A 19,480-nucleotide genomic window follows, 5' to 3' on the forward strand; every position below is an offset into this window, starting at 1 on the left:
TATGGGGTAATTGACTTGCTATTATCCTCTTTTAGAGCGAATATGTACCTACCGAAATGGAAAACACACAAACGGAGGAAACAAAAATGACCGAAAAACAGATTAAGCAAATTGAAAGCCAACTGCCGCAGGGCGAGAAAATCGACAGAATGTACTCAGCTTTTGAAGGCGGCATTCGAGTGATTACCAAAAACGCCGACGGCTGTGAAATCCGCTACAACGTGAGCTTCGATGCCGACAGCAATGCCAGCATCAAGAGATTTTAAGGAGGACGCGGCGATGTGGAAAGAAGGAAGCCTGAAAATTCACGACAGCGTTTTTCATTACTGGATGAAGCAGTACGACGAAGGTTCGCAATTTGGTATCGACGGCGGCAGAATCAGCAAGCTGATGCTCAAGCGTAACGGCGAGGTCGTGTGCAACTATGACAGAGGCTGGGATGTGGAACCCTCCGACCCAGACACACAGCTTGCCTTTGAACTTCTGCTGCACAGCGAAAACTACTAACCCACGCTAATAAGATAGCCGAGATTCCGCCCTGCATGGGGCTGTATCTCGTACAGATAAATTTTGAAGGACTGCCGATGGCGGTCTATTTTTATGCCCGGAAGGAGGCGGTCGATATCCGTAAACTAAAAAAGTATAAATCGACACGGTTTAAGGCCACGGATTCCGTTTACGACAAAACCGCCGCCGACTATGCCGTAGCTTTTGTCGAAGCACTTTGCCATACCAAAGGCACCTGGGCGGGCAAACCATTTGAACTGATCGATTGGCAGGAACAGATTATCCGTGATATTTTTGGAACCCTCAAACCCAATGGCTACCGCCAGTTCAATACCGCCTATGTAGAAATTCCGAAGAAAATGGGAAAAAGTGAGCTTGCGGCAGCTGTTGCCCTGTTGCTCACCTGCGGCGATGATGAGGAACGCGCCGAGGTCTATGGATGTGCCGCAGACCGAAATCAAGCGTCCATTGTTTTCAACGTGGCAGCAGATATGGTGCGAATGTGTCCGGCGCTCTCAAAGCGTGTCAAAATACTGGATGCAACCAAGCGGCTCATCTATCAGCCGACTGGGAGCATCTATCAGGTGCTGTCCGCCGACGTCGGAAACAAGCACGGCTTTAACACCCACGGTGTGGTATTCGATGAGCTGCACACCCAGCCGAACAGAAAATTATATGACGTCATGACCAAGGGAAGCGGTGACGCCCGGATGCAGCCGCTGTACTTTCTGATCACAACAGCCGGTGACAACCAGAACAGCATCTGCTGGGAAGTACACCAGAAGGCGCTGGATATCATAAACGGCAGAAAACACGACTCGACATTCTATCCGGTGATTTACGGCGCGGCGCAGGAAGACGATTGGACAGACCCCAAGGTGTGGAAAAAAGCAAATCCCTCCCTCGGCATCACGGTAGGCATGGATAAAGTCAGAGCTGCATTTGAGTCAGCAAAGCAGAACCCCGCCGAGGAAAACAGTTTCCGGCAGCTTCGTCTGAACCAATGGGTAAAGCAGGCGGTGCGCTGGATGCCGATGGATAAATGGGACGCCTGCGCATTCCCCGTGGATGAAAAATTGCTTGAAGGGCGGGTCTGCTACGGTGGCCTTGACCTCTCGTCCTCTACCGATATCACGGCATTCGTGTTGGTGTTCCCGCCGGAAGATGAGGCAGATAAATACGCTATACTGCCGTACTTCTGGATACCGGAGGACAATATCGACCTGCGTGTTCGGCGCGACCATGTAAATTACGACGTTTGGAAAAAGCAAGACTTTCTGCAAACCACCGAGGGCAATGTAGTACATTACGGCTACATCGAGCAGTTCATTGAAACCCTCGGCGAGAAGTACAATATCCGTGAAATTGCTTTTGACCGCTGGGGCGCTGTGCAAATGACGCAGAATCTTGAAACGCTCGGATTCTCGGTCGTGCCGTTCGGACAGGGCTTTAAGGATATGAGCTCTCCGACCAAAGAACTGATGAAGCTGACGCTAGAAGAAAAGCTCGCCCACGGCGGCCACCCAGTGCTTCGCTGGATGATGGACAACATCTATATTCGCACCGACCCGGCTGGAAATATCAAAGCAGATAAGGAAAAATCCACAGAGAAAATCGACGGCGCAGTCGCTACTATTATGGCGCTCGACCGGGCAATTCGGTGCGGCAACGATACGGGCCAAAGCGTGTATGACACACGCGGACTGCTCGTTTTTTAATTGGAGGGAACTGCCTATGAACATCTTTCAAGGAATTTTCAAAGCCCGTGATAAGCCTAAGAACTTAGGCAGCACCAGCTTTTTGTGGGGCGGCTCGTCCTCCGGCAAGGTAGTCAATGAAAGAACAGCCATGCAAATGACTGCGGTTTATTCTTGCGTCCGTATATTATCCGAAGCAATCGCGGGGCTTCCGCTGTTTGTGTATAAATACGGCGACGACGGCAGCAAGGACAAACATCTCGACCACCCGCTGTGGCGTGTACTGCACGACGAGCCAAACCCGGAAATGACGTCGTTTGTTTTCCGGGAGACGATGATGAATCATCTGTTGCTGACAGGCAATGCCTACGCCCAGATTATCCGAAACGCTCGCGGCGACGTTGTGGCGCTGTATCCCCTCATGCCAGACCGTATGACCGTGGACAGAGATTCACAAGGTCGGCTGTATTACCGCTACAGAAAAAATAGCGATGACGCGCCAGAGGTCAGCAGGAACAAGCCGAGCGATGTTATCCTCGCTCCAAGCGATGTGCTACACATTCTCGGTTTAGGCTTTGACGGACTGGTCGGCTACTCGCCGATTGCAATGGCAAAAAACGCCGTAGGGCTCGCTATTGCCGCCGAGGAATACGGCGCTAAATTTTTCGCCAACGGCGCAGCACCCAGCGGCGTGTTGGAGCACCCCGGCACCATAAAGGACCCGGAGCGGATAAGGCAAAGCTGGCAGTCCACCTTTGGCGGCAGCGTCAACAGCAACAAAATCGCCGTGCTTGAGGAAGGACTTAAGTATACGCCCATTGCCATTTCACCCGAACAGGCGCAGTTTTTGGAGACACGAAAATTTCAGATCAATGAGATAGCTCGAATTTTCAGGGTCCCGCCCCATATGTTGGCGGATCTCGAGAAGTCGAGCTTTTCTAATATTGAGCAACAGTCACTGGAATTTGTGAAATACACACTCGACCCGTGGGTCGTTCGCTGGGAACAGGCAATGAACAAGTCGCTCCTGCTCGAAAGCGAAAAGCGTGATGTGTTTACAAAATTCAATGTGGATGGCTTGCTTCGCGGCGACTATGCAAGCCGCATGACAGGTTACGCGACAGCACGGCAGAACGGCTGGATGAGCGCAAACGATATCAGACAGCTTGAAAACCTCGACCGGATACCGGCGGAACTCGGCGGCGATCTTTACCTCATCAATGGCGCAATGACCAAATTGCAGGACGCTGGCGCGTTCGCAAACACAACTATAACAGAAACGGAGGAACCCTCAGATGGACAAAGCAATACGGGCAGTAAGCCCAAACAAGTCCCTCGGCAAAGCAAGCAATAAGCACTTCTGGAACTGGGACAAAGACGAGGAATTAGGCGTCAGGACCCTTTATCTCGACGGAACCATTGCAGACGAAAGCTGGTGGGACGATGAAATCACACCCAGGATGTTCAAAGATGAGCTGCTTTCCGGTAGCGGAGACATCGTTGTGTGGATTAACTCGCCTGGTGGGGACTGCGTGGCAGCTTCTCAGATTTACGCCATGCTCATGGACTACACAGGCAATGTCACCGTAAAAATTGACGGTCTGGCGGCGAGCGCCGCTTCGGTTATCGCAATGGCAGGTACGCAGGTGCTCATGGCTCCAACAGCGCTGCTCATGATTCACAATCCAATGTCAATTGCTATCGGAGATACCGAAGAAATGCAAAAAGCCATCGCCATGCTGGACGAAGTCAAGGAATCCATCATCAACGCTTATGAAATCAAGACCGGGCAGTCGCGAGCGAAAATCTCGCATCTCATGGACGGTGAAACCTGGATGAATGCGAATAAGGCTATCGAGCTGGGCTTCGCAGACGGCATCTTGGAGGACTCCAAGCGCGGTCATACCGAAGATGTGGTCTTTGCGTTTTCCCGCAGGGCGGTTACCAATTCACTTATGAACAAGCTCGTCTCTAAATCTGCTCCGAAGCCGGAGCAAAAGAAGAATGATGCGCCGGTCGGCGTTTCCATCGAAGTGGCTATGCAGAAACTGCAAGCCCGTAAATACATTTGACGGAGGTATTTGATTATGAAAAAAGTACTTGAAATGCGTGAAAAACGCGCAAAGGCATGGGACGCGGCAAAGGCGTTTCTGGACACTCGCGCCAAGGACGGCGTCCTCTCTCCCGAAGACAACGCGACCTATGACAAGATGCTCGCGGATGTGGACGCAATGGCGCATCAGATTGCCATTGAGGAAGACCGCGTGGCAAGAGACGCCGCTATGGCTCAGCCGACCAGCTCTCCCATTACGGCAAAACCCAATGCACAGAACGGAAAACCCATCAGTCCCAGAGCGACCGCTGAATACCGTGAGGATTTCTTAAACCTCGTGCGCGGTAAGCGACCGATTCACAACGTTATGGAGGAAGGCACTCCTTCAACCGGCGGCTATATCGTTCCGGTGGAATTCGACAGCACCCTTGTGCAGGCGCTTGCCCGTGAGAATGTAATTCGTTCTCTGGCAAAAGTCATCACCACCGCTGCACCGCACAGAATTAACGTAGCACTCACCGATGTGTCTGCCGACTGGGTAGCAGAAAGTGGTACGTTTACGCCCAGCACTCCCACCTTCAATCAGCTATCCCTCGACGCTTTTACGCTTCGTGCGGCAGCACTGGTTTCGGAGGAACTGCTTCAGGACTCTATGTTTGATCTCGAAGCCTACCTCATCGACAACTTCGCCCGCGCTTTTGCAGCGAAGGAAGAGCAGGCATTCTGCGTCGGTACCGGCAGTGGTCAGCCCACCGGCATTTTCACCGCGAATGGCGGCGACGTCGGCGTGACCACCGCAACTGCGGCGGATATAAAAGCTGATGAAATCATCGACCTAACCTATTCCCTCAAGGACGGTTACAAGAAAAATGCCGCGTTTGTTTTGAGCAGCGCCACTCTCGCGGGCATCCGCAAACTGAAGGATGGCAACGGCGCATATATGTGGCAGCCGTCGCTGCAGGCAGGTCAGCCTGATCGTCTGCTCGGTTTCCCGGTGTATGTCTCCCAGTATGCTCCGACCATCGCGGCAGGTGCATATACCGTTGCTTTCGGTGACTTCCAGAACTACTGGATTGCTGACCGCAGCGGCAGAACCGTGCGCCGTGCGGATGAACTGCATATCGCCAACCTGCAGACCGGCTTCTACGCTTTCCAACGTGTGGACGGCAAGACTGTACTGCCCGAAGGCATCAAGCTGCTCAAGCAGCACGCTTAAGGAGGGCTGATCTATGAGTGACTATAACGCAAAAAACTATACCGAACAGGGTGGAGAAAAAACCGTCATCGGTGGAACGTTGGAAATCAAGGAGGGAGCCTCGGTAACGGGGCTTCCTATTGCAGAAAATCAGGCGGACAGCACCGCCACCGATGCCGCCGGTCTGGTTACAGATTTCAATGCCCTGCTTGCCAAGCTGAAAGCGGCTGGTCTGATGGCGGTGGACGAATAATGACAAGGAGGCGGACGGCATGACGACAGATAATCTTCTACCCAAAGTCAAAGCGCACCTTATTTTGTCATACGACGAGGACGACGGCCTGCTGCTGAGCTATATTGCCGCCGCCGTCTCCTATGCCGAAAGTTACCAGCACGTTGCTAAGGGCTATTATGAGGAAACTTCCATGCCGCCCGCCACAGAACAGGCTGTGATTATGCTGTCTAGCCACTTTTACGAAAGTCGGGACGGCAGTACAGCCGGCTTTTTTGGCGATAGTGTGCAGGCGGGGCAGCAGGTGTGGGATACGGTCAATATGCTTCTTCGGCTTGACCGGGATTGGAAGGTGTGATGATGAGCTACGGCAAAATGAACACCTTTATTGATATCGTCTCCACCGCTCCGGTGAAGGATGCGGACGGATTTGTTATTAATGGCGACCATATTGTCGCTTCTGTCCGCGCATACAAAGAGGACCGCCACGGAAACGAGCGGTGGGCAAACATGGCTGCGTTCAGCGAAGCGACGGCCCTCTTCCGTTTTCGGAAGATTCCCGACGTAGATATAACGACCTCTCTGTTTATCGTCTGCGGCGGTGAGCAATATCAAATTATCAGCGCAGAGGATGTTCGCGGGCGCGGGATGTATGTCGAGGTGCTCGCGGAAAAGCAGGAAGGGACGGTCAGGTAATGGGAAAAGTTCAAATACAAATGCCAGAGGAATTTCTTTTGAAGGTTTCTAGGATAGCTGACCAGACAGACATAATAATCCCCAAGGTGCTGGAAGCTGGCGGCGAGGTTGTTCTATCCAAAGTGAAATCTAATCTGTCAAGTGTGGTCGGCAGCGACACAAAGAAAAAAAGCCGCTCCACCGGAGAACTGGAACGCTCCCTCGGACTCTCTCCCGCCAAGCAGAACCGGGATGGTAACTGGGATGTTAAAATCGGTTTTGCCGAGCCGCGCTCTGACGGGAATTCCAACGCCAAAATTGCCAACATTCTCGAATACGGTAAATCCGGGCAGCCGCCCAAGCCTTTTTTAAAGCCTGCAAGAAATCAGAGCAAAAGCGCCTGCATTGAAACCATGAAGTCAAAGCTTCAGGAGGAGGTCGACGGAATATGAGCATTTTAACAGAATTGAACACGTTGCTTTTGCCTGTTCTTCCTGTGGAGACAGGCGTTTTTTCTGGCGTTCCTCCCGACGAATACCTTGTATTTACACCGATGACGGACGAATTTGCCCTGTTTGGAAATAACACACCGATCTTCGAACTATCCGAAGTGCGGATTTCGCTGTTTTCTAAAGGCAACTACCTCCAGAGGAAAAGGCAGATAACATCGCTGCTTCTGGGAGCAGAATTTACGATTACTGACCGCCGGTACATCGGCCATGAGGACGATACTGGCTACCACCACTACGCCATTGATGTGGAAAAATCATACGAAACGGAGGAATAAATTATGGCGACAATCGGTCTTGATAAACTATATTACTCAAAGATAACCGAGGATTCCAACGGCGAAGAAACCTACTCTACGCCTTTGGTGCTTGCCAAAGCCATCACTGCCGAACTCTCGGTGGAACTGGTTGAGGCAATATTATACGCTGACGACGGTGCCGCCGAAGTGGTGAAAGACTTCAACAGCGGTACGCTCACACTCGGCGTTGACGACATCGGCCCCACGGCAGCGGCAGATCTGACCGGCGCATCCACAGACGATAATGGTGTACTGATCTCTGCCAGTGAAAATGTGGGAACGCCTGTCGCGGTAGGCTTCCGCGCAAAGAAAGCGAACGGTACCTACCGCTATTTCTGGCTTTACCGCGTGAAATTCGGCCTGCCCGCGACCAATCTGCAGACCAAGGCAGATTCCATCACCTTCTCCACACCGACAATCGAAGGAACGGTCATGCGCCGCAACAAACTGGACGCTTTTGGTAAGCACCCGTGGAAGGCGGAGGTTACCGAAGGTGACGCCGGAGTTGCTTCCGCCACAATCACCGGCTGGTTTACCGAGGTTTACGAACCGGTCTACACGCCGGTACCATAAGGAGGATGCAGAATGGATAACGTCATTTATACAAACACCGCTGAAAGAAGCGCCGCTATCAATATCGGCGGCAAGGAATATGAACTGGTACTGACCACCCGCGCGACCAAGGCGATTGCAGGACGGTACGGTGGACTTGAAAACCTCGGCGAAAAGCTGATGAAATCAGAAAATTTTGAGATGGCATTGGATGAGATTGTGTGGCTTCTGACTTTACTTGCCAACCAATCCATCTTGATTCGCAACCTTAAGAATAAGAACGTACCGGAAGAATTGCTCACTGAGGAAGAGGTAGAACTTCTCACCTCGCCGCTTGATTTGGCGGCATACAAAAATGCGATTACAGAAGCGATGTTCAAGGGTACCAAGCGCAATGTGGAAAGTGAGGATGATACCTCCTTAAAAAACGCGGAAGTCGAGTAAACGGACAGTGTCAACAAACTGACGCGGAAACCTTTACTCGACTTCTATATTACGGAACGGTGCAGATGGGTATGGGCTCAGAGGAATTCTGGCTTATGCCCATCGGCCTGTTTCTGGACCTGTGGGCCTGCCACAAACAGTTTCTCGGCATGGAAAAGCCGAAGAAAACCCGGACGATTGACGATATCATTCCGCCCGGAATTTAAGGAGGTGAGCACAAATGGCGGACAATTTTGGCATAAAAATCGGCGTTGAGGGCGAGCGCGAATTTAAAAAGGCTCTTTCGGATATCAACCAGAGCTTTAAGGTCCTCGGTTCGGAAATGCAGCTGGTCACCAGCCAATTTGATAAAAACGATAAATCCGTGCAGGCGCTCACCTCACGCAACGAAGTCCTAAACAAGGAAATCGACGCTCAGAAAAGCAAGATTGAAACCCTGCGTGCCGCTCTACAGAATGCCTCCGAATCCTTCGGTGAAAACGACCGCCGCACCCAAAATTGGCAGATTCAGCTGAACAAGGCGCAGGCGGAGCTTAATGGCATGGAGCGTGAGCTTGCACAGTCAACGGAAGCTACCGACAACCTTGGCGACGAACTGAAGGATACCGCCGACGAAGCCGAAAAATCCGGCCCGAAATTTGAAAAACTGGGCGGTGTCCTCAAAGGCATCGGCGTAACAATAGGTGCGGTGGCTGTTGCGGCAGGCGCGGCGGCAATCAAGCTGGGTAAAGAGGTCGTGCAGCAGTTCGGCGAGCTGGAACAGAATCTCGGAGGCTCGGAAGCGGTCTTCGGCGCATATGCCGCATCAATTCAGAAAACCGGTGAGGAAGCGTATAAAAATCTCGGTGTATCCCAGTCGGAATATCTGGCTACGGCCAACAAAATGGGCGCTCTGTTTCAGGGCTCCGGCATCGCACAGCAAAAAAGTCTGGAGCTGACCGAAAAGGCCATGCAACGTGCTGCGGATATGGCGTCAGTCATGGGCATCGATATGTCCACAGCCATGGAAGCCGTTACCGGCGCGGCGAAGGGCAACTTCACCATGATGGACAATTTGGGTGTCGCAATGAACGCGACCAGCGTTCAGGCTTACGCCGCCTCGAAGGGTCTGGATTTCGTATGGAATAGCGCGAGCAATGCCGAAAAAGCCGAAGTCGCCATGCAGATGTTTTTTGAAAACACGGAGCAATACGCCGGCAACTTTGCAAGGGAATCCACTCAAACCATCAGCGGCTCTATCGGGCTGCTCCAAGCTGCCCTATCTTCATTCACGGCGGGGCTTGGCAACGCAGATGCGGATATGACGAACCTGACGCAGAACCTTGTGGACGCGTTCCAATCTGTAGTAAAGAATGTCGTGCCAGTACTTGAAAACATTGTGGCGGCGCTTCCGCAGGCGACGGGAGCAATTTTGCAGGCGGTAGGTGACCTTCTCCCCATGCTGCTTAAAACGGTGACGAACATCTTCACCCAGGTATTAAACACGATTCTGAATCTACTGCCAGAGCTTATTCCTGCCGCTGTTTCTGCTGTGATGACGATAATCGGCGCGCTGATTGACAGCCTTCCGCTCCTCGTCGATGCTGCAGTGCAATTGGTAATGGCTCTGGTCGGCGGCATCGGCTCGGCTCTGCCAAAACTTATCCCAGCGGCAGTAAGCGCGGTCTCAACCATTGTTCAAGGCTTGGCGGATAACCTGCCCATGATTCTGGATGCGGCGCTGCAGCTCATTCTTGGGCTTGCTCAGGGTCTACTGGATGCGATTCCGCAGTTAATCGCCGCTCTGCCAGCCATCATTACCGCCATCGTTTCCTTTATCATTGCAGCGATACCACAGATTATCGACGCGGGCATCCAGCTATTGGTGTCACTGGTAGAGGCACTGCCTGTAATTATTGAGGAAATTGTGGAAGCCATCCCGCAAATTATCGACGGAATTATTACGGCAGTCATTCAATCTATCCCACTCATTATTGATGCGGGGGTGCGGCTCCTCATATCGCTGATTAAAAACCTACCCCTAATTATTACAACGGTGGTCAAAGCTATCCCGCAGATTGTCGGCAGTCTGGTGAACGCCATCGTCGGGAACATCGATAAGATTATCCTTGCGGGTGTTCAGCTGCTGGTCGCATTGATTGCGAACCTGCCGAAAATCATCGTCGAGGTGGTCAAGGCGGTTCCGCAGATTATCACGGGACTGGTTAGAGCGTTCGCCAGCTATATTGGGAAGGTGGCTCAGGTTGGCGGTAACCTCATCAAAGGACTGTGGCAGGGCATCTCGGACGCGGGCGCATGGCTGTGGAACAAAATCAGCAGCTTTTTCGGTGGGATTGTAAACCGCATCAAGGACTTCTTCGGCATCCACTCTCCCTCCACTCTTTTTGCCGGGCTTGGCAAAAACATGGGTGAAGGCATCGGCGTAGGCTTTGAGGATGCTATGTCCGCCGTTTCACGAGATATGCAGAACGCCATTCCCACACGGTTTGACATCAACGCGGGCGGCGTGTCCGGGCAAGGCGGGTACGCTTCCGGTGCTGGTATCACGCAGAACATCTCGGTGGTAACGCCAAAGGCGCTGTCCGAAAAGGAACTGGCGCGGGAATTCAGAAACCTCTCGCGCAAGCTGGCACTGGAGTATTAAAGGAGGGACGGCTATGGAAATAACCTATATCAATGCAAACGGCAAAAGCATCACGCTCAAACAAAGCCGCCCGTATTTTCTTAAGAAAATAGACGGCACTGGCGACATCCGTCAGACCGTTAACACGTTCAAGGCACCGGATCAGGACGGTGCTTTTTACATCTCCTCAACGCTGGATATGCGTAATATCACGCTGGAAGGCACAGTCATCGCGGACACACCTGATGAAGCCTACGCACGAAGGCACAGTTTCCTTCAAATATTCAGCCCCAAGGTGAACGGAACGCTCCTGTACCGGGAGCGGCAGATTTCCTGCGTGGTGGAGGAAGCGGGGTTTACCGTCTCCACCCGGCAGCGGATACCCGGCTTTTTTGTCAGTTTGCTCTGCCCGTCTCCCTTCTTCGAGACACAGGATGAAGTTCGCGAGGAACTGGCATCATGGATACCGATGTTCGAATTTGAACTGGGTATACCGGAAAGCGGTATGGAATTCGGAATGCGCCAGCCCAGCCAGATCATCACGGTAGACAACATTGGCGACGTTTCATGCGGCTGTGAAATTGTGTTTCGGGCGCTGGGTACGGTGACAAATCCGGAACTGCTGAATATGGACACGGGGGGATACATCCGGCTCCTCACGACAATGAGCATCGGGGATGAGCTCCGGGTATACACGCATTTTGCCGGAAAGCGCGTGGTCAGCGTTGACGGTTCGACAATAACAAACGCATTCTCTCTATTGGATACCGGGTCGGCGTTTTTCCAACTTGCCGCCGGGGTGAATACTTTGCGTTATGACGCTTCAGTCAATATGGAACTACTGGAGGTCAGCATTTATTATCGGCCACAGTTTCTGGGGGTGTAAGGATGGAACTGTATATCTATAATTCGGACCGGGAGCTTACGGGCATTGTGGAATCCTTTGAATATCTGCGCTGGACGAGGCGTTATTCCCAGTGTGGCTCCTTCGAACTGCGGGCCATAGCGACACCGGAAAATACCACGCTCCTGCAAGAAGGTAACTTTATCTGGAAGAACGACGATGAGGAAGCCGGAATCATTGAACATCTGGAAATGCTTCAGGCAGAGCAGGAAATTATCACGGCAAGCGGCCGTTTTGCAACCTCTTTCCTATCTCGACGTATCGTCTGGCAAACGGAGGTACTGTCCGGTGACCTTTCTGCCTGTGTGGAGCAGCTTTTAAATAATAACCTCATCAGTCCAACTGATACGGCGCGGCAAATCGACGGCATAGTTTTCTCGTCCCCTAACCTGAGCGTACCCGTCAGCACACAAATATCGTACCGGGGCCTGATGGATGTAATAACGGAATTATGCGGTGCTTCAGAAATCGGCATTAAGACCGTATTCACTCCGGCAACGCACATCTTTACCGTAACACTGTATAAAGGTGCCGACTCTCAGGCGGTGTTCTCCAAGGAATACGAAAACCTAACGGAACAAAGCTATACGGAGAGCGCGGCGGATTACGCCAACACCGCTCTCATCGGCGGCGAGGGTGAAGGCGAAAGCCGCACATTTGTCGCTATTACAAGCGGCTCCGGAGAGACCCGGCGAGAAATTTTCGTAGATGCCAAGGACCTGCAAGCGGCAGATTTCGGTACAGGTTACACCGACGCGCTAATCTTCCGGGGACAGAGCAAGCTGAGCGAGCAGGGAATCCGATATTCGTTCGACACATCGGTAAACCCTCACGGCAACCTGACCTACAAGACAGATTTTGACCTTGGGCAGACAGTTAAAGTCATTTCCAAGGCGTGGGGCGTATCCATGACGACACGCATCACTGAAATCGAAGAAACTTATGACGCGGACGGTCTGAGTATCAGCGTTGTGTTTGGCAAGGCGGAGTTAACAATAGCGCAGAAGATCCGGTCCGACATGAGCGAGGTCAAAACAGCACTTTCTGCTCCGACCGGGATAACCGAAGTAACAGAAGCCCTGGACGCGGTGGAGGGAACGCTGGGAAATCTGTCGGAGGTGGACCCGGAAATTCAAGGAGAAACCTTTACAGCCACCGTGAACAATTTGTTTGGAAAGCTGCCTGCGCTTGAAATAACTGTGGGCGCAGGCACGATATCGGTCGGGCAATATGCCCTACATCATATGGAGCCGGGAGACTCGTTATATTTCACCTCGTGGAGCGGCAACAAATTCAGCGACCAGCCAAGTGACGACGGTCATGTCTTTCTGGTAAAGCACAATGGTGACAATACGGGAAGCGGATACCAGCGGGCAATGGGCTTCTTTATATCTCGCAATACCATGACGTTTTATGTGATTTCCATTTTCGTTTACAACAATCCATCCGGCGAGGCGAACTGGCTGAATATCAACAATGAACCTATCACTACAACGCGGATTGCAACCGGAGCGGTCACCGGAGTAAAGATCGCGGACCGCACCATTACCGCTGTTAAAATTGCGTCTGCGCTGACCGATTACTCCGCAACAGAACAAAACACCGGGCGACTATGGATAGACGGCAAGACCATTTACCGAAAAGAAATCAATCTCGGCTATCTTCCGAATGCGGTGCCGGGAAGCGTAGCGCACGGTATATCCAATCTTAGCACAGTTGTCAGCCTATCGGGCTTCGCTACAAACGGGACGGTGTTCCTGCCGTTACCGCTTGCACGATACAACAACTTTGCTTCCCAGATTGGTCTCTACGCGGATACCACCAATATTATCGTCGAACCCGGAAATGACCGAACCGCATATACGGGCTACGTGATAATTGAATATACAAAAACAAGCTAAGCAAGGAGGAAACAGCGCATGGAGAAAAGCGGATTTTTTAACTCATCGGATGGAGACAGAGTCTATGACGCGACGGATTTCGCGGCATATTTCGGAAACCTTGTGTCAAACGGTGTATTTTACGCATCTGCGACGAACCTGCAGGCAACGCCTGGAAACGGGCTGGCGGTGAGCGTGGCGGAAGGTAGCGCTTGGATTAACGGATACCGGTATGAAAATACAGACGACCTAAACCTGCCGCTCACCACGGCAAACGGAAGTAATCCCCGAATTGACCGAATTGTGGTTCGTTTAAGCCAGGTCAGCCGGAATATTCAGCTTGCCGTTGTCGATGGCACTCCCGCCGCGACGCCGTCAGCTCCGGCGCTGACAAGGACCAGCGACGTCTATGAGCTTGGCATCGCCGATGTGCTGATACCGGCCGCTGCAACATCAATAGCCACAAATAACATCACAGATACCCGGCTGAATACCAGCCTTTGCGGGCTGGTTAATTCTCTTGTGACGGCAGTCTATGAATGAGGAGGTGAACAACGATGGCGGATATTTACGGCGTAACGCTACAGGCAGGTTCAAGCCCAACCGTCTATTACACCATTACCTATTCCAAGAGCCGACCGAACAATAGCCAGATGACCTATAACTTCACCATTTCCGCCGCGCTGGGTTCCTCTGGCTCCTACATCCACAGCGGCTACGCCCTGCTCTGTACCATGACTGTAAACGGCTCATCTGCACAAGTGCGCATCAAGGCGGCGGACGGCGACGACTGGGATGGAACCACACCGAGGCTTAGATATGTTTCGGTCACATGTGCTTCCACTACGGGAAACACCGCACAGGGCGTGCGCTTTCAGGTGGTGTCGGACGGACGGCTTCCTCTATCCTCCGGCGTAATCGATAACTCAAGCTACACCGTGTTAAGTTCGGCTCTTCTGACCACGGCCTGCGGAGCACCGACCTCCTGCTCGGTCAGTCCGATACTTGCGGAAGGAACCGTGAGCCTTTCCTGGAGCGGAGCTTCCGGGGGCATAAACAACGCGATTTCCAGTTATGAAATCCAATACAGTGATTCCACTGACAATCTCACTTGGGGAGCCTGGACTGCACTGACAACGGTGACTACCACGGCTACAAGCGGCAGTGTATCAGTTGATCCGCCTTCGACGCGCGGGAATTACCGCAGATTCCAGGTGCGAACGCGTGGTACGGCAGGAGCAAGTTATTACTCCGGCTGGAAAGTATCCACGAACTCCGTCCGCAGGAATACGGCACCGAGTCCAGCTGCATCAGTCGTTGCTTCTCCCGCAGCCTACAGTAATGAGACAATAACGCTGACTTGGAGCGGAGCCTCCGGCGGCACCAGTCCGGTTAAGGGCTACCAGATCGCCAGCCGAACATCATTGGACAACAGCTCCTGGAGCGCGTGGAATGTGTTGGCCATTCTGATACTTTCCGCCAGCGGTGGCAGCTACAACCCGGTTGTATCAAGCACACCGGGGACTTATACGCAGTTTGGTATCTGGACAATCGACACCTTTGATGTCTATTCTGTAGAGAAAATCAGTAACAGCGTCTACTGCGACGTCACAGCTTGCGGAGCGCCGACCGTCTGCTCGGTAAGCGCGGCATTAGCTGAAGGAAATGTCACTCTCTCGTGGAGCGGCGCAACTAATGGCGCGGGCAACGCCATCACGTCCTATGAAATACAATACAGCGACTCTCCCGACAACAGCAGCTGGGGCGATTGGATGGCTCTGACCACGGTGAGCACCTCGGCGACAAATGGCAGCTTGAGTGTCGGCCCTCCCGCCATGCGCGGCAATTACCGCCGGTTTCGGATACGGACGCGAGGTGCCGCCGGTGAAAGTTTCTATTCCGACTGGACGGTGTCCAGCAATACTGTTCGCAGAAATACATTGCCAACTCCGCCGACATCTTTTACCGCCGCACCCGCGATTTATGAAGGCGTTGTCGTAACACTTGCATGGAGTGGAGCAGCGCCCGGAACCAGCACCATCAAGCAGTACGTTATCCAACGTTCAATCTCTACGGATGGAACGAACTGGTCGGCATACGAGGCTCTTACAATTGTTGTTTCAAGTTCCACCTCGGGAATGTATTCGGCGAACGCTTCCCAGATAGCCGGAACGTATACTCGTTACCGTATCAGTGTTACCGATACTTTAGACGCGGTTTCCGCTTATGTAATCAGCGGGACGGTAAAGAAAAACAGTCCTCCGTCTGCTCCGGTAATCGTCTGCCCGCCGTCCGGCGGTTCCAGCTACAATACCACACCGCGTTTTATGATTACAACAGGCGTCGAACCGGACGGCCAGTCGCAGATTGTGGAAGTAAGAATCGATACAGGTGCTTGGATCAACAGTGTGGACAATCCCGAGCGGTTTTCCACGAGCGGATACCTTGGGAACGGCGTTAAAACAGTTTCTCAGGCGGAAACACTGGCAGCGGGAAGTCATTCCATTACCATCCGCTGCCTCGACAGCGATATCGAGTCGGCCAGTCCGGAGGTTGTCCGCACTTTTACAATACTGACGACGCCGTTCGAGACAATTACCGCGAACGAAACCCATGTGAAGGTGGCGCATATCCAGACACTCCGAACCGCTGTAAACATGGTACGAAGCTATTATGGCCTGTCTCCTGCAACTTGGAGCGAGGAAATTGCAGTTGGAAAAACCACGGTCAAAAACTGGCCGTTCCACATCACGGAACTTCGAAAAGCCATCGAGCCTGTCATTACGGCGGTCAACGGTTTCGATTCCTCATCGTCTTTTGATATCCCGCCCTTAACTTGGCTGTCCATCGGAGCAGGACGGCCCAAAGCGGATGTGATGCAGCAAATTCATAATTTAATTCTAACACTTTAACACAGTGTGGATGATGCGCCTTTGCGGTTGTGGGGCGCATTTTTCATATGCAAAACTAAAAGGAGGACTCCCAATGAAAGAAGTATGGAACTGGATTCAAATATTGGTGGCAGCGGCCGGAGGCTTCTTCGGCTGGTTTTTCGGCGGCTTTGACGGCTTTTTGTATGCGCTGCTTGTGTTCGTAGTTGTAGACTACATCACCGGTGTCATGTGCGCCATAGCAGATAAAAAGCTATCCAGCGAGGTCGGCTTCAAGGGCATATGCAAGAAGGTACTGATTTTTGTAATGGTGGGCGTCGCGCACATTATGGACATCTATCTCATCGGCAACGGCGAGGTACTCCGTACCGCCGTCATCTTTTTCTACTGCTCCAACGAGGGTGTGTCCATGCTGGAAAATGCGGCTCACCTGGGGCTGCCCATTCCCGAAAAGCTCAAAGCGGCTCTGGAGCAGCTTCACGGGCGGAGCGACGATTCGTCAAGGCCGGGTGACGGAGCATGATTGATTTAACAAAAGCCGCGACAGTATTCATCGGTCGACAGGGCGAAAACCATTTTCGCAATCTGGAGTTTGATGTCTCCAGCCTGCTTGGTGACGAATATCCCGGTGAGACGTTGACCGCCATTTACAAACGGCCGGACGGCGTCGCTTATCCCGTAGTCACAAGCTATGCGGACGGCGTGCTGACCTGGTCGCCTAGTTCGACGGAAACTGAAATTGTCGGCGTGGGACAACTGGAAATCAGAGTTACCCAAGAGGACGTTGTCGGGAAAAGCGTGCGGGTACTCACCATCGTGGAGGAGGCTCTTGCGGACGGGATAGCCGAACCGCCGGAGCCGCCCGCACAGGAATGGCTGAATCAGGTGCTGACAGCTCTCGCCGCAATTGATGTGAATGACACCTACGCGCTGCTCAATCTTACGTACAACCTATTAAATGATAACTATACTTTGCTCGGTACCACACATGACCAGATGGAAAGCATGCGTGATACGCTGTATACCCGCACCGGGATTATTCTCAATCATCTGCATCCGGTGGAGACTGCCTCGGCACCGGACATGGCAAGCCGCAGAGCATCCATTACCTTTACCGGAATCTCGGCGGGCAGCAATATGGTGATGGACAGCGTGACCTATTTGTTTGTTGCGGCACTGGGAAGTCCGGTGGCAAATACCGTGCAGGTACTGATTCAGAGCAATCTCAGCGACACTGTCAAAAAGATTGCCGAAGCCATACGGGGCGTTCAGGATGCGGAAAACATCGCATATGGCAGCGGAACCAATCCGCACCCCACCTGTACGGGGTACTGGACAAAGCAGAGGTTTTCCATTGGGGACATTTCCGTTGCTCCCGGAGAAAGCCTGTTCCTGCTGGAAAAAGCAGAGGACGTCAATACCGCCCTGACGCTGACCTCCACCGCCGCATCAACCATCAACGCATTCATTCGGATGCCGCACCTGCGGTATGTTTTGTCGGGCAATGTCCTCGGCTCGGGCGGCACCAACAGCGTAAGAGGGCCTTTGCATACCATTCTGCCCATCGGCAGCATTGTAATCGGCGGTCAGGACGACCCTCTTATCCCGGTACCTTACGACTGCCACCTGGTCACCATTTGCCGCCAATCGGACACCACCGAAAAGGAGCTGGACTTCTATATCTCAAACAACGAGCAGACCTTTACCCGAATTTCGAGAAGTACGCCACTCGGTGCGGATAGCTCCACAGAGGCCCAGCACGCTCAGATCGCTATGCGGCAAAGCAGAGTGCCTGCCGGCTACGGGCTATACGCTCGCATTGGGAGCAACGGCACATCGGCGACCGCTTACTGTGATCTGAAGTTTACCTACCATCTGTACCCGGCCGCTCTTGCGGCTTACATTTAAATTAAACTGCGAGGTGCTTTTTTATGAATCTGCATAAACTCATTCTGACGAACAATGCCTGCTACAAGGCGGGCCGCACCATTACGCCGAAGGGCATCATGGTGCATTCCACCGGGGCGAACAATCCCAACCTCAAACGTTACATCGGCCCAGATGACGGACTGCTCGGGAAAAATCAATACGGTAACCACTGGAACCAGACTACGCCGGACGGCCGTCAGGTCTGCGTCCACGGTTTTATCGGTAAGCTGGCTGACGGCTCCATCGCAACGTACCAAACCTTACCGTGGAATATGCGCGGTTGGCACTGCGGTAGCGGTGCAAAAGGCTCCGGTAACGATACACATATCGGATTCGAAATCTGCGAGGACGGTCTGACCGATGCCTCGTATTTTTCTGCCCTCTACAAGGAAGCGGTGGAGCTTTGCGTCTATCTCTGCAAGCAGTTTAACCTCACCGAAAAGGATATCATCTGCCACTGTGAGGGTTACAAATTGGGCATCGCCAGCAATCACGGCGACGTCATGCACTGGTTTCCAAAGCACGGCAAGAGCATGGATAGCTTCCGCGCTGAGGTAAAAGCGGGGCTTGCCTCTTCTGCTCCCGCCGAGCCGACCACGCCGAAGAAATACTACCGTGTGCAGGTCGGCGCGTATTCCGTCAAGGCAAACGCCGATGCTATGCTCAGCAAGGTCAAGGCAGCTGGTTTCACTGACGCTTTTGTCAAGTATAGCGAGTAACCATATACACATCGCAGTAATGCCTATTGGAGATTTTCTCTCTGGTAGGCATTATTTTTTTGCTCTTTTTTCGTCCAAACAGCCTGAAATCTTCCAGTGAGTTGTGAGGACAGAGGTTCTTAGACTGGAGGAAAAACACATGGCCAATATTACTGGCACAATACCGGAAATCAATTATGAAAAGAAACCTGTTCCGCAGGAACAATTGCAGCGCGAAGTAGATTATGTAAGAGCACAGCGGATACTCTCTTTCATGCTTCAAAACGGACTTATTTCCTTGTCGGAATTCAACAAGATAACCTCATTAAACCGCAAATCTTTCTCACCGGCTCTGGCACAGATTATGCCCGAAATCCGTTGATATTACTGAA

The 19,480-nt window shown here is 52.5% G+C and carries 23 protein-coding genes; all 23 read left to right on the forward strand.

What is annotated here, in order from left to right; all coding sequences use genetic code 11:
• Positions 1–86 precede the first annotated feature (86 nt).
• The 23 genes from BLR50_RS04795 to BLR50_RS04900 all read left to right on the forward strand — a co-directional run bounded on the left by BLR50_RS04795 (position 87) and on the right by BLR50_RS04900 (position 19,470).
• Entirely contained in the window at positions 87–266 is a 180-nt protein-coding gene (locus tag BLR50_RS04795; RefSeq protein ID WP_092639108.1) for a hypothetical protein, read from the forward strand.
• Between the two features lie 13 nt (positions 267–279).
• A complete protein-coding gene (locus BLR50_RS04800; RefSeq protein ID WP_092639110.1) occupies positions 280–507 on the forward strand; it encodes a DUF7678 domain-containing protein in 228 nt (75 codons plus the stop codon).
• 116 nt (positions 508–623) lie between these two features.
• A complete protein-coding gene (locus BLR50_RS04805; RefSeq protein ID WP_092639204.1) occupies positions 624–2,225 on the forward strand; it encodes a terminase large subunit in 1,602 nt (533 codons plus the stop codon).
• 16 nt (positions 2,226–2,241) lie between these two features.
• A complete protein-coding gene (locus tag BLR50_RS04810) occupies positions 2,242–3,558 on the forward strand; it encodes a phage portal protein (protein WP_092639112.1) in 1,317 nt (438 codons plus the stop codon).
• Positions 3,500–4,276 carry a head maturation protease, ClpP-related gene (locus BLR50_RS04815; RefSeq protein WP_092639114.1) on the forward strand — a complete coding sequence of 259 codons (777 nt, stop codon included), beginning with the start codon at positions 3,500–3,502 and terminating at the stop codon, positions 4,274–4,276. Before BLR50_RS04810 ends, BLR50_RS04815 begins: the two co-directional genes overlap by 59 nt.
• Positions 4,277–4,291: 15 nt before the next feature.
• Positions 4,292–5,473 carry a phage major capsid protein gene (locus tag BLR50_RS04820; RefSeq protein WP_092639116.1) on the forward strand — a complete coding sequence of 394 codons (1,182 nt, stop codon included), beginning with the start codon at positions 4,292–4,294 and terminating at the stop codon, positions 5,471–5,473.
• 13 nt (positions 5,474–5,486) lie between these two features.
• Complete coding sequence (locus BLR50_RS04825; protein ID WP_092639118.1) at positions 5,487–5,705, forward strand: head fiber protein; 219 nt, start codon at positions 5,487–5,489, stop codon at positions 5,703–5,705.
• A gap of 19 nt (positions 5,706–5,724) precedes the next feature.
• Positions 5,725–6,042, forward strand: coding sequence for a head-tail connector protein (locus BLR50_RS04830; RefSeq protein WP_092639120.1), 318 nt, complete (start codon positions 5,725–5,727; stop codon positions 6,040–6,042).
• A 2-nt stretch (positions 6,043–6,044) separates the two neighbouring features.
• Positions 6,045–6,380: a head-tail adaptor protein gene (locus BLR50_RS04835; RefSeq protein WP_092639122.1), complete on the forward strand. Its 336-nt coding sequence runs from the start codon at positions 6,045–6,047 to the stop codon at positions 6,378–6,380.
• A complete protein-coding gene (locus tag BLR50_RS04840; RefSeq protein ID WP_092639124.1) occupies positions 6,380–6,811 on the forward strand; it encodes an HK97-gp10 family putative phage morphogenesis protein in 432 nt (143 codons plus the stop codon). The genes BLR50_RS04835 and BLR50_RS04840 overlap by 1 nt, the downstream gene beginning before the upstream one ends.
• Positions 6,808–7,146 carry a hypothetical protein gene (locus tag BLR50_RS04845; protein WP_092639126.1) on the forward strand — a complete coding sequence of 113 codons (339 nt, stop codon included), beginning with the start codon at positions 6,808–6,810 and terminating at the stop codon, positions 7,144–7,146. The genes BLR50_RS04840 and BLR50_RS04845 overlap by 4 nt, the downstream gene beginning before the upstream one ends.
• 3 nt (positions 7,147–7,149) lie before the next feature.
• Positions 7,150–7,740: a major tail protein gene (locus BLR50_RS04850; RefSeq protein ID WP_092639128.1), complete on the forward strand. Its 591-nt coding sequence runs from the start codon at positions 7,150–7,152 to the stop codon at positions 7,738–7,740.
• A 12-nt stretch (positions 7,741–7,752) separates the two neighbouring features.
• The gene (locus tag BLR50_RS04855; protein ID WP_092639130.1) at positions 7,753–8,163 is read left to right on the forward strand and encodes a hypothetical protein; all 411 of its coding nucleotides are present in this window, start codon (positions 7,753–7,755) and stop codon (positions 8,161–8,163) included.
• 71 nt (positions 8,164–8,234) lie between these two features.
• Positions 8,235–8,369 carry a hypothetical protein gene (locus tag BLR50_RS14775; protein WP_266163544.1) on the forward strand — a complete coding sequence of 45 codons (135 nt, stop codon included), beginning with the start codon at positions 8,235–8,237 and terminating at the stop codon, positions 8,367–8,369.
• A 14-nt stretch (positions 8,370–8,383) separates the two neighbouring features.
• Entirely contained in the window at positions 8,384–10,807 is a 2,424-nt protein-coding gene (locus BLR50_RS04860) for a phage tail protein (protein ID WP_092639132.1), read from the forward strand.
• A gap of 13 nt (positions 10,808–10,820) precedes the next feature.
• The gene (locus tag BLR50_RS04865) at positions 10,821–11,672 is read left to right on the forward strand and encodes a phage tail family protein (protein WP_092639134.1); all 852 of its coding nucleotides are present in this window, start codon (positions 10,821–10,823) and stop codon (positions 11,670–11,672) included.
• 2 nt (positions 11,673–11,674) lie between these two features.
• Positions 11,675–13,591, forward strand: coding sequence for a siphovirus ReqiPepy6 Gp37-like family protein (locus BLR50_RS04870; protein WP_092639136.1), 1,917 nt, complete (start codon positions 11,675–11,677; stop codon positions 13,589–13,591).
• Positions 13,592–13,609: 18 nt separating this feature from the next.
• The gene (locus BLR50_RS04875) at positions 13,610–14,113 is read left to right on the forward strand and encodes a hypothetical protein (protein WP_092639138.1); all 504 of its coding nucleotides are present in this window, start codon (positions 13,610–13,612) and stop codon (positions 14,111–14,113) included.
• A gap of 14 nt (positions 14,114–14,127) precedes the next feature.
• Positions 14,128–16,482: a hypothetical protein gene (locus tag BLR50_RS04880; protein WP_092639140.1), complete on the forward strand. Its 2,355-nt coding sequence runs from the start codon at positions 14,128–14,130 to the stop codon at positions 16,480–16,482.
• 73 nt (positions 16,483–16,555) lie between these two features.
• Complete coding sequence (locus tag BLR50_RS04885; protein WP_092639142.1) at positions 16,556–16,984, forward strand: phage holin family protein; 429 nt, start codon at positions 16,556–16,558, stop codon at positions 16,982–16,984.
• 179 nt (positions 16,985–17,163) lie between these two features.
• Positions 17,164–18,369, forward strand: coding sequence for a hypothetical protein (locus tag BLR50_RS04890; RefSeq protein WP_242871690.1), 1,206 nt, complete (start codon positions 17,164–17,166; stop codon positions 18,367–18,369).
• A 23-nt stretch (positions 18,370–18,392) separates the two neighbouring features.
• Complete coding sequence (locus tag BLR50_RS04895; protein WP_092639146.1) at positions 18,393–19,109, forward strand: N-acetylmuramoyl-L-alanine amidase; 717 nt, start codon at positions 18,393–18,395, stop codon at positions 19,107–19,109.
• Positions 19,110–19,248: 139 nt separating this feature from the next.
• Complete coding sequence (locus BLR50_RS04900; RefSeq protein ID WP_092639148.1) at positions 19,249–19,470, forward strand: SHOCT domain-containing protein; 222 nt, start codon at positions 19,249–19,251, stop codon at positions 19,468–19,470.
• Positions 19,471–19,480 lie beyond the last annotated feature (10 nt).

This window comes from Acetanaerobacterium elongatum (assembly GCF_900103835.1).
Lineage (GTDB): Bacteria > Bacillota > Clostridia > Oscillospirales > Ruminococcaceae > Acetanaerobacterium > Acetanaerobacterium elongatum.

Bases quoted from the DNA above. Each gene is read 5' to 3' on its own strand.
- BLR50_RS04840 (WP_092639124.1), top strand. From the start codon at position 6,380: ATGGGAAAAGTTCAAATACAAATGCCAGAGGAATTTCTTTTGAAGGTT.
- BLR50_RS04850 (WP_092639128.1), top strand. From the start codon at position 7,150: ATGGCGACAATCGGTCTTGATAAACTATATTACTCAAAGATAACCGAG.
- BLR50_RS04800 (WP_092639110.1), top strand. From the start codon at position 280: ATGTGGAAAGAAGGAAGCCTGAAAATTCACGACAGCGTTTTTCATTAC.
- BLR50_RS04830 (WP_092639120.1), top strand. From the start codon at position 5,725: ATGACGACAGATAATCTTCTACCCAAAGTCAAAGCGCACCTTATTTTG.
- BLR50_RS04845 (WP_092639126.1), top strand. From the start codon at position 6,808: ATGAGCATTTTAACAGAATTGAACACGTTGCTTTTGCCTGTTCTTCCT.
- BLR50_RS04835 (WP_092639122.1), top strand. From the start codon at position 6,045: ATGAGCTACGGCAAAATGAACACCTTTATTGATATCGTCTCCACCGCT.
- BLR50_RS04865 (WP_092639134.1), top strand. From the start codon at position 10,821: ATGGAAATAACCTATATCAATGCAAACGGCAAAAGCATCACGCTCAAA.
- BLR50_RS04815 (WP_092639114.1), top strand. From the start codon at position 3,500: ATGGACAAAGCAATACGGGCAGTAAGCCCAAACAAGTCCCTCGGCAAA.
- BLR50_RS04860 (WP_092639132.1), top strand. From the start codon at position 8,384: ATGGCGGACAATTTTGGCATAAAAATCGGCGTTGAGGGCGAGCGCGAA.
- BLR50_RS04885 (WP_092639142.1), top strand. From the start codon at position 16,556: ATGAAAGAAGTATGGAACTGGATTCAAATATTGGTGGCAGCGGCCGGA.
- BLR50_RS04895 (WP_092639146.1), top strand. From the start codon at position 18,393: ATGAATCTGCATAAACTCATTCTGACGAACAATGCCTGCTACAAGGCG.
- BLR50_RS04880 (WP_092639140.1), top strand. From the start codon at position 14,128: ATGGCGGATATTTACGGCGTAACGCTACAGGCAGGTTCAAGCCCAACC.
- BLR50_RS04820 (WP_092639116.1), top strand. From the start codon at position 4,292: ATGAAAAAAGTACTTGAAATGCGTGAAAAACGCGCAAAGGCATGGGAC.
- BLR50_RS04810 (WP_092639112.1), top strand. From the start codon at position 2,242: ATGAACATCTTTCAAGGAATTTTCAAAGCCCGTGATAAGCCTAAGAAC.
- BLR50_RS04875 (WP_092639138.1), top strand. From the start codon at position 13,610: ATGGAGAAAAGCGGATTTTTTAACTCATCGGATGGAGACAGAGTCTAT.
- BLR50_RS14775 (WP_266163544.1), top strand. From the start codon at position 8,235: ATGGGCTCAGAGGAATTCTGGCTTATGCCCATCGGCCTGTTTCTGGAC.
- BLR50_RS04870 (WP_092639136.1), top strand. From the start codon at position 11,675: ATGGAACTGTATATCTATAATTCGGACCGGGAGCTTACGGGCATTGTG.
- BLR50_RS04855 (WP_092639130.1), top strand. From the start codon at position 7,753: ATGGATAACGTCATTTATACAAACACCGCTGAAAGAAGCGCCGCTATC.
- BLR50_RS04795 (WP_092639108.1), top strand. From the start codon at position 87: ATGACCGAAAAACAGATTAAGCAAATTGAAAGCCAACTGCCGCAGGGC.
- BLR50_RS04900 (WP_092639148.1), top strand. From the start codon at position 19,249: ATGGCCAATATTACTGGCACAATACCGGAAATCAATTATGAAAAGAAA.
- BLR50_RS04825 (WP_092639118.1), top strand. From the start codon at position 5,487: ATGAGTGACTATAACGCAAAAAACTATACCGAACAGGGTGGAGAAAAA.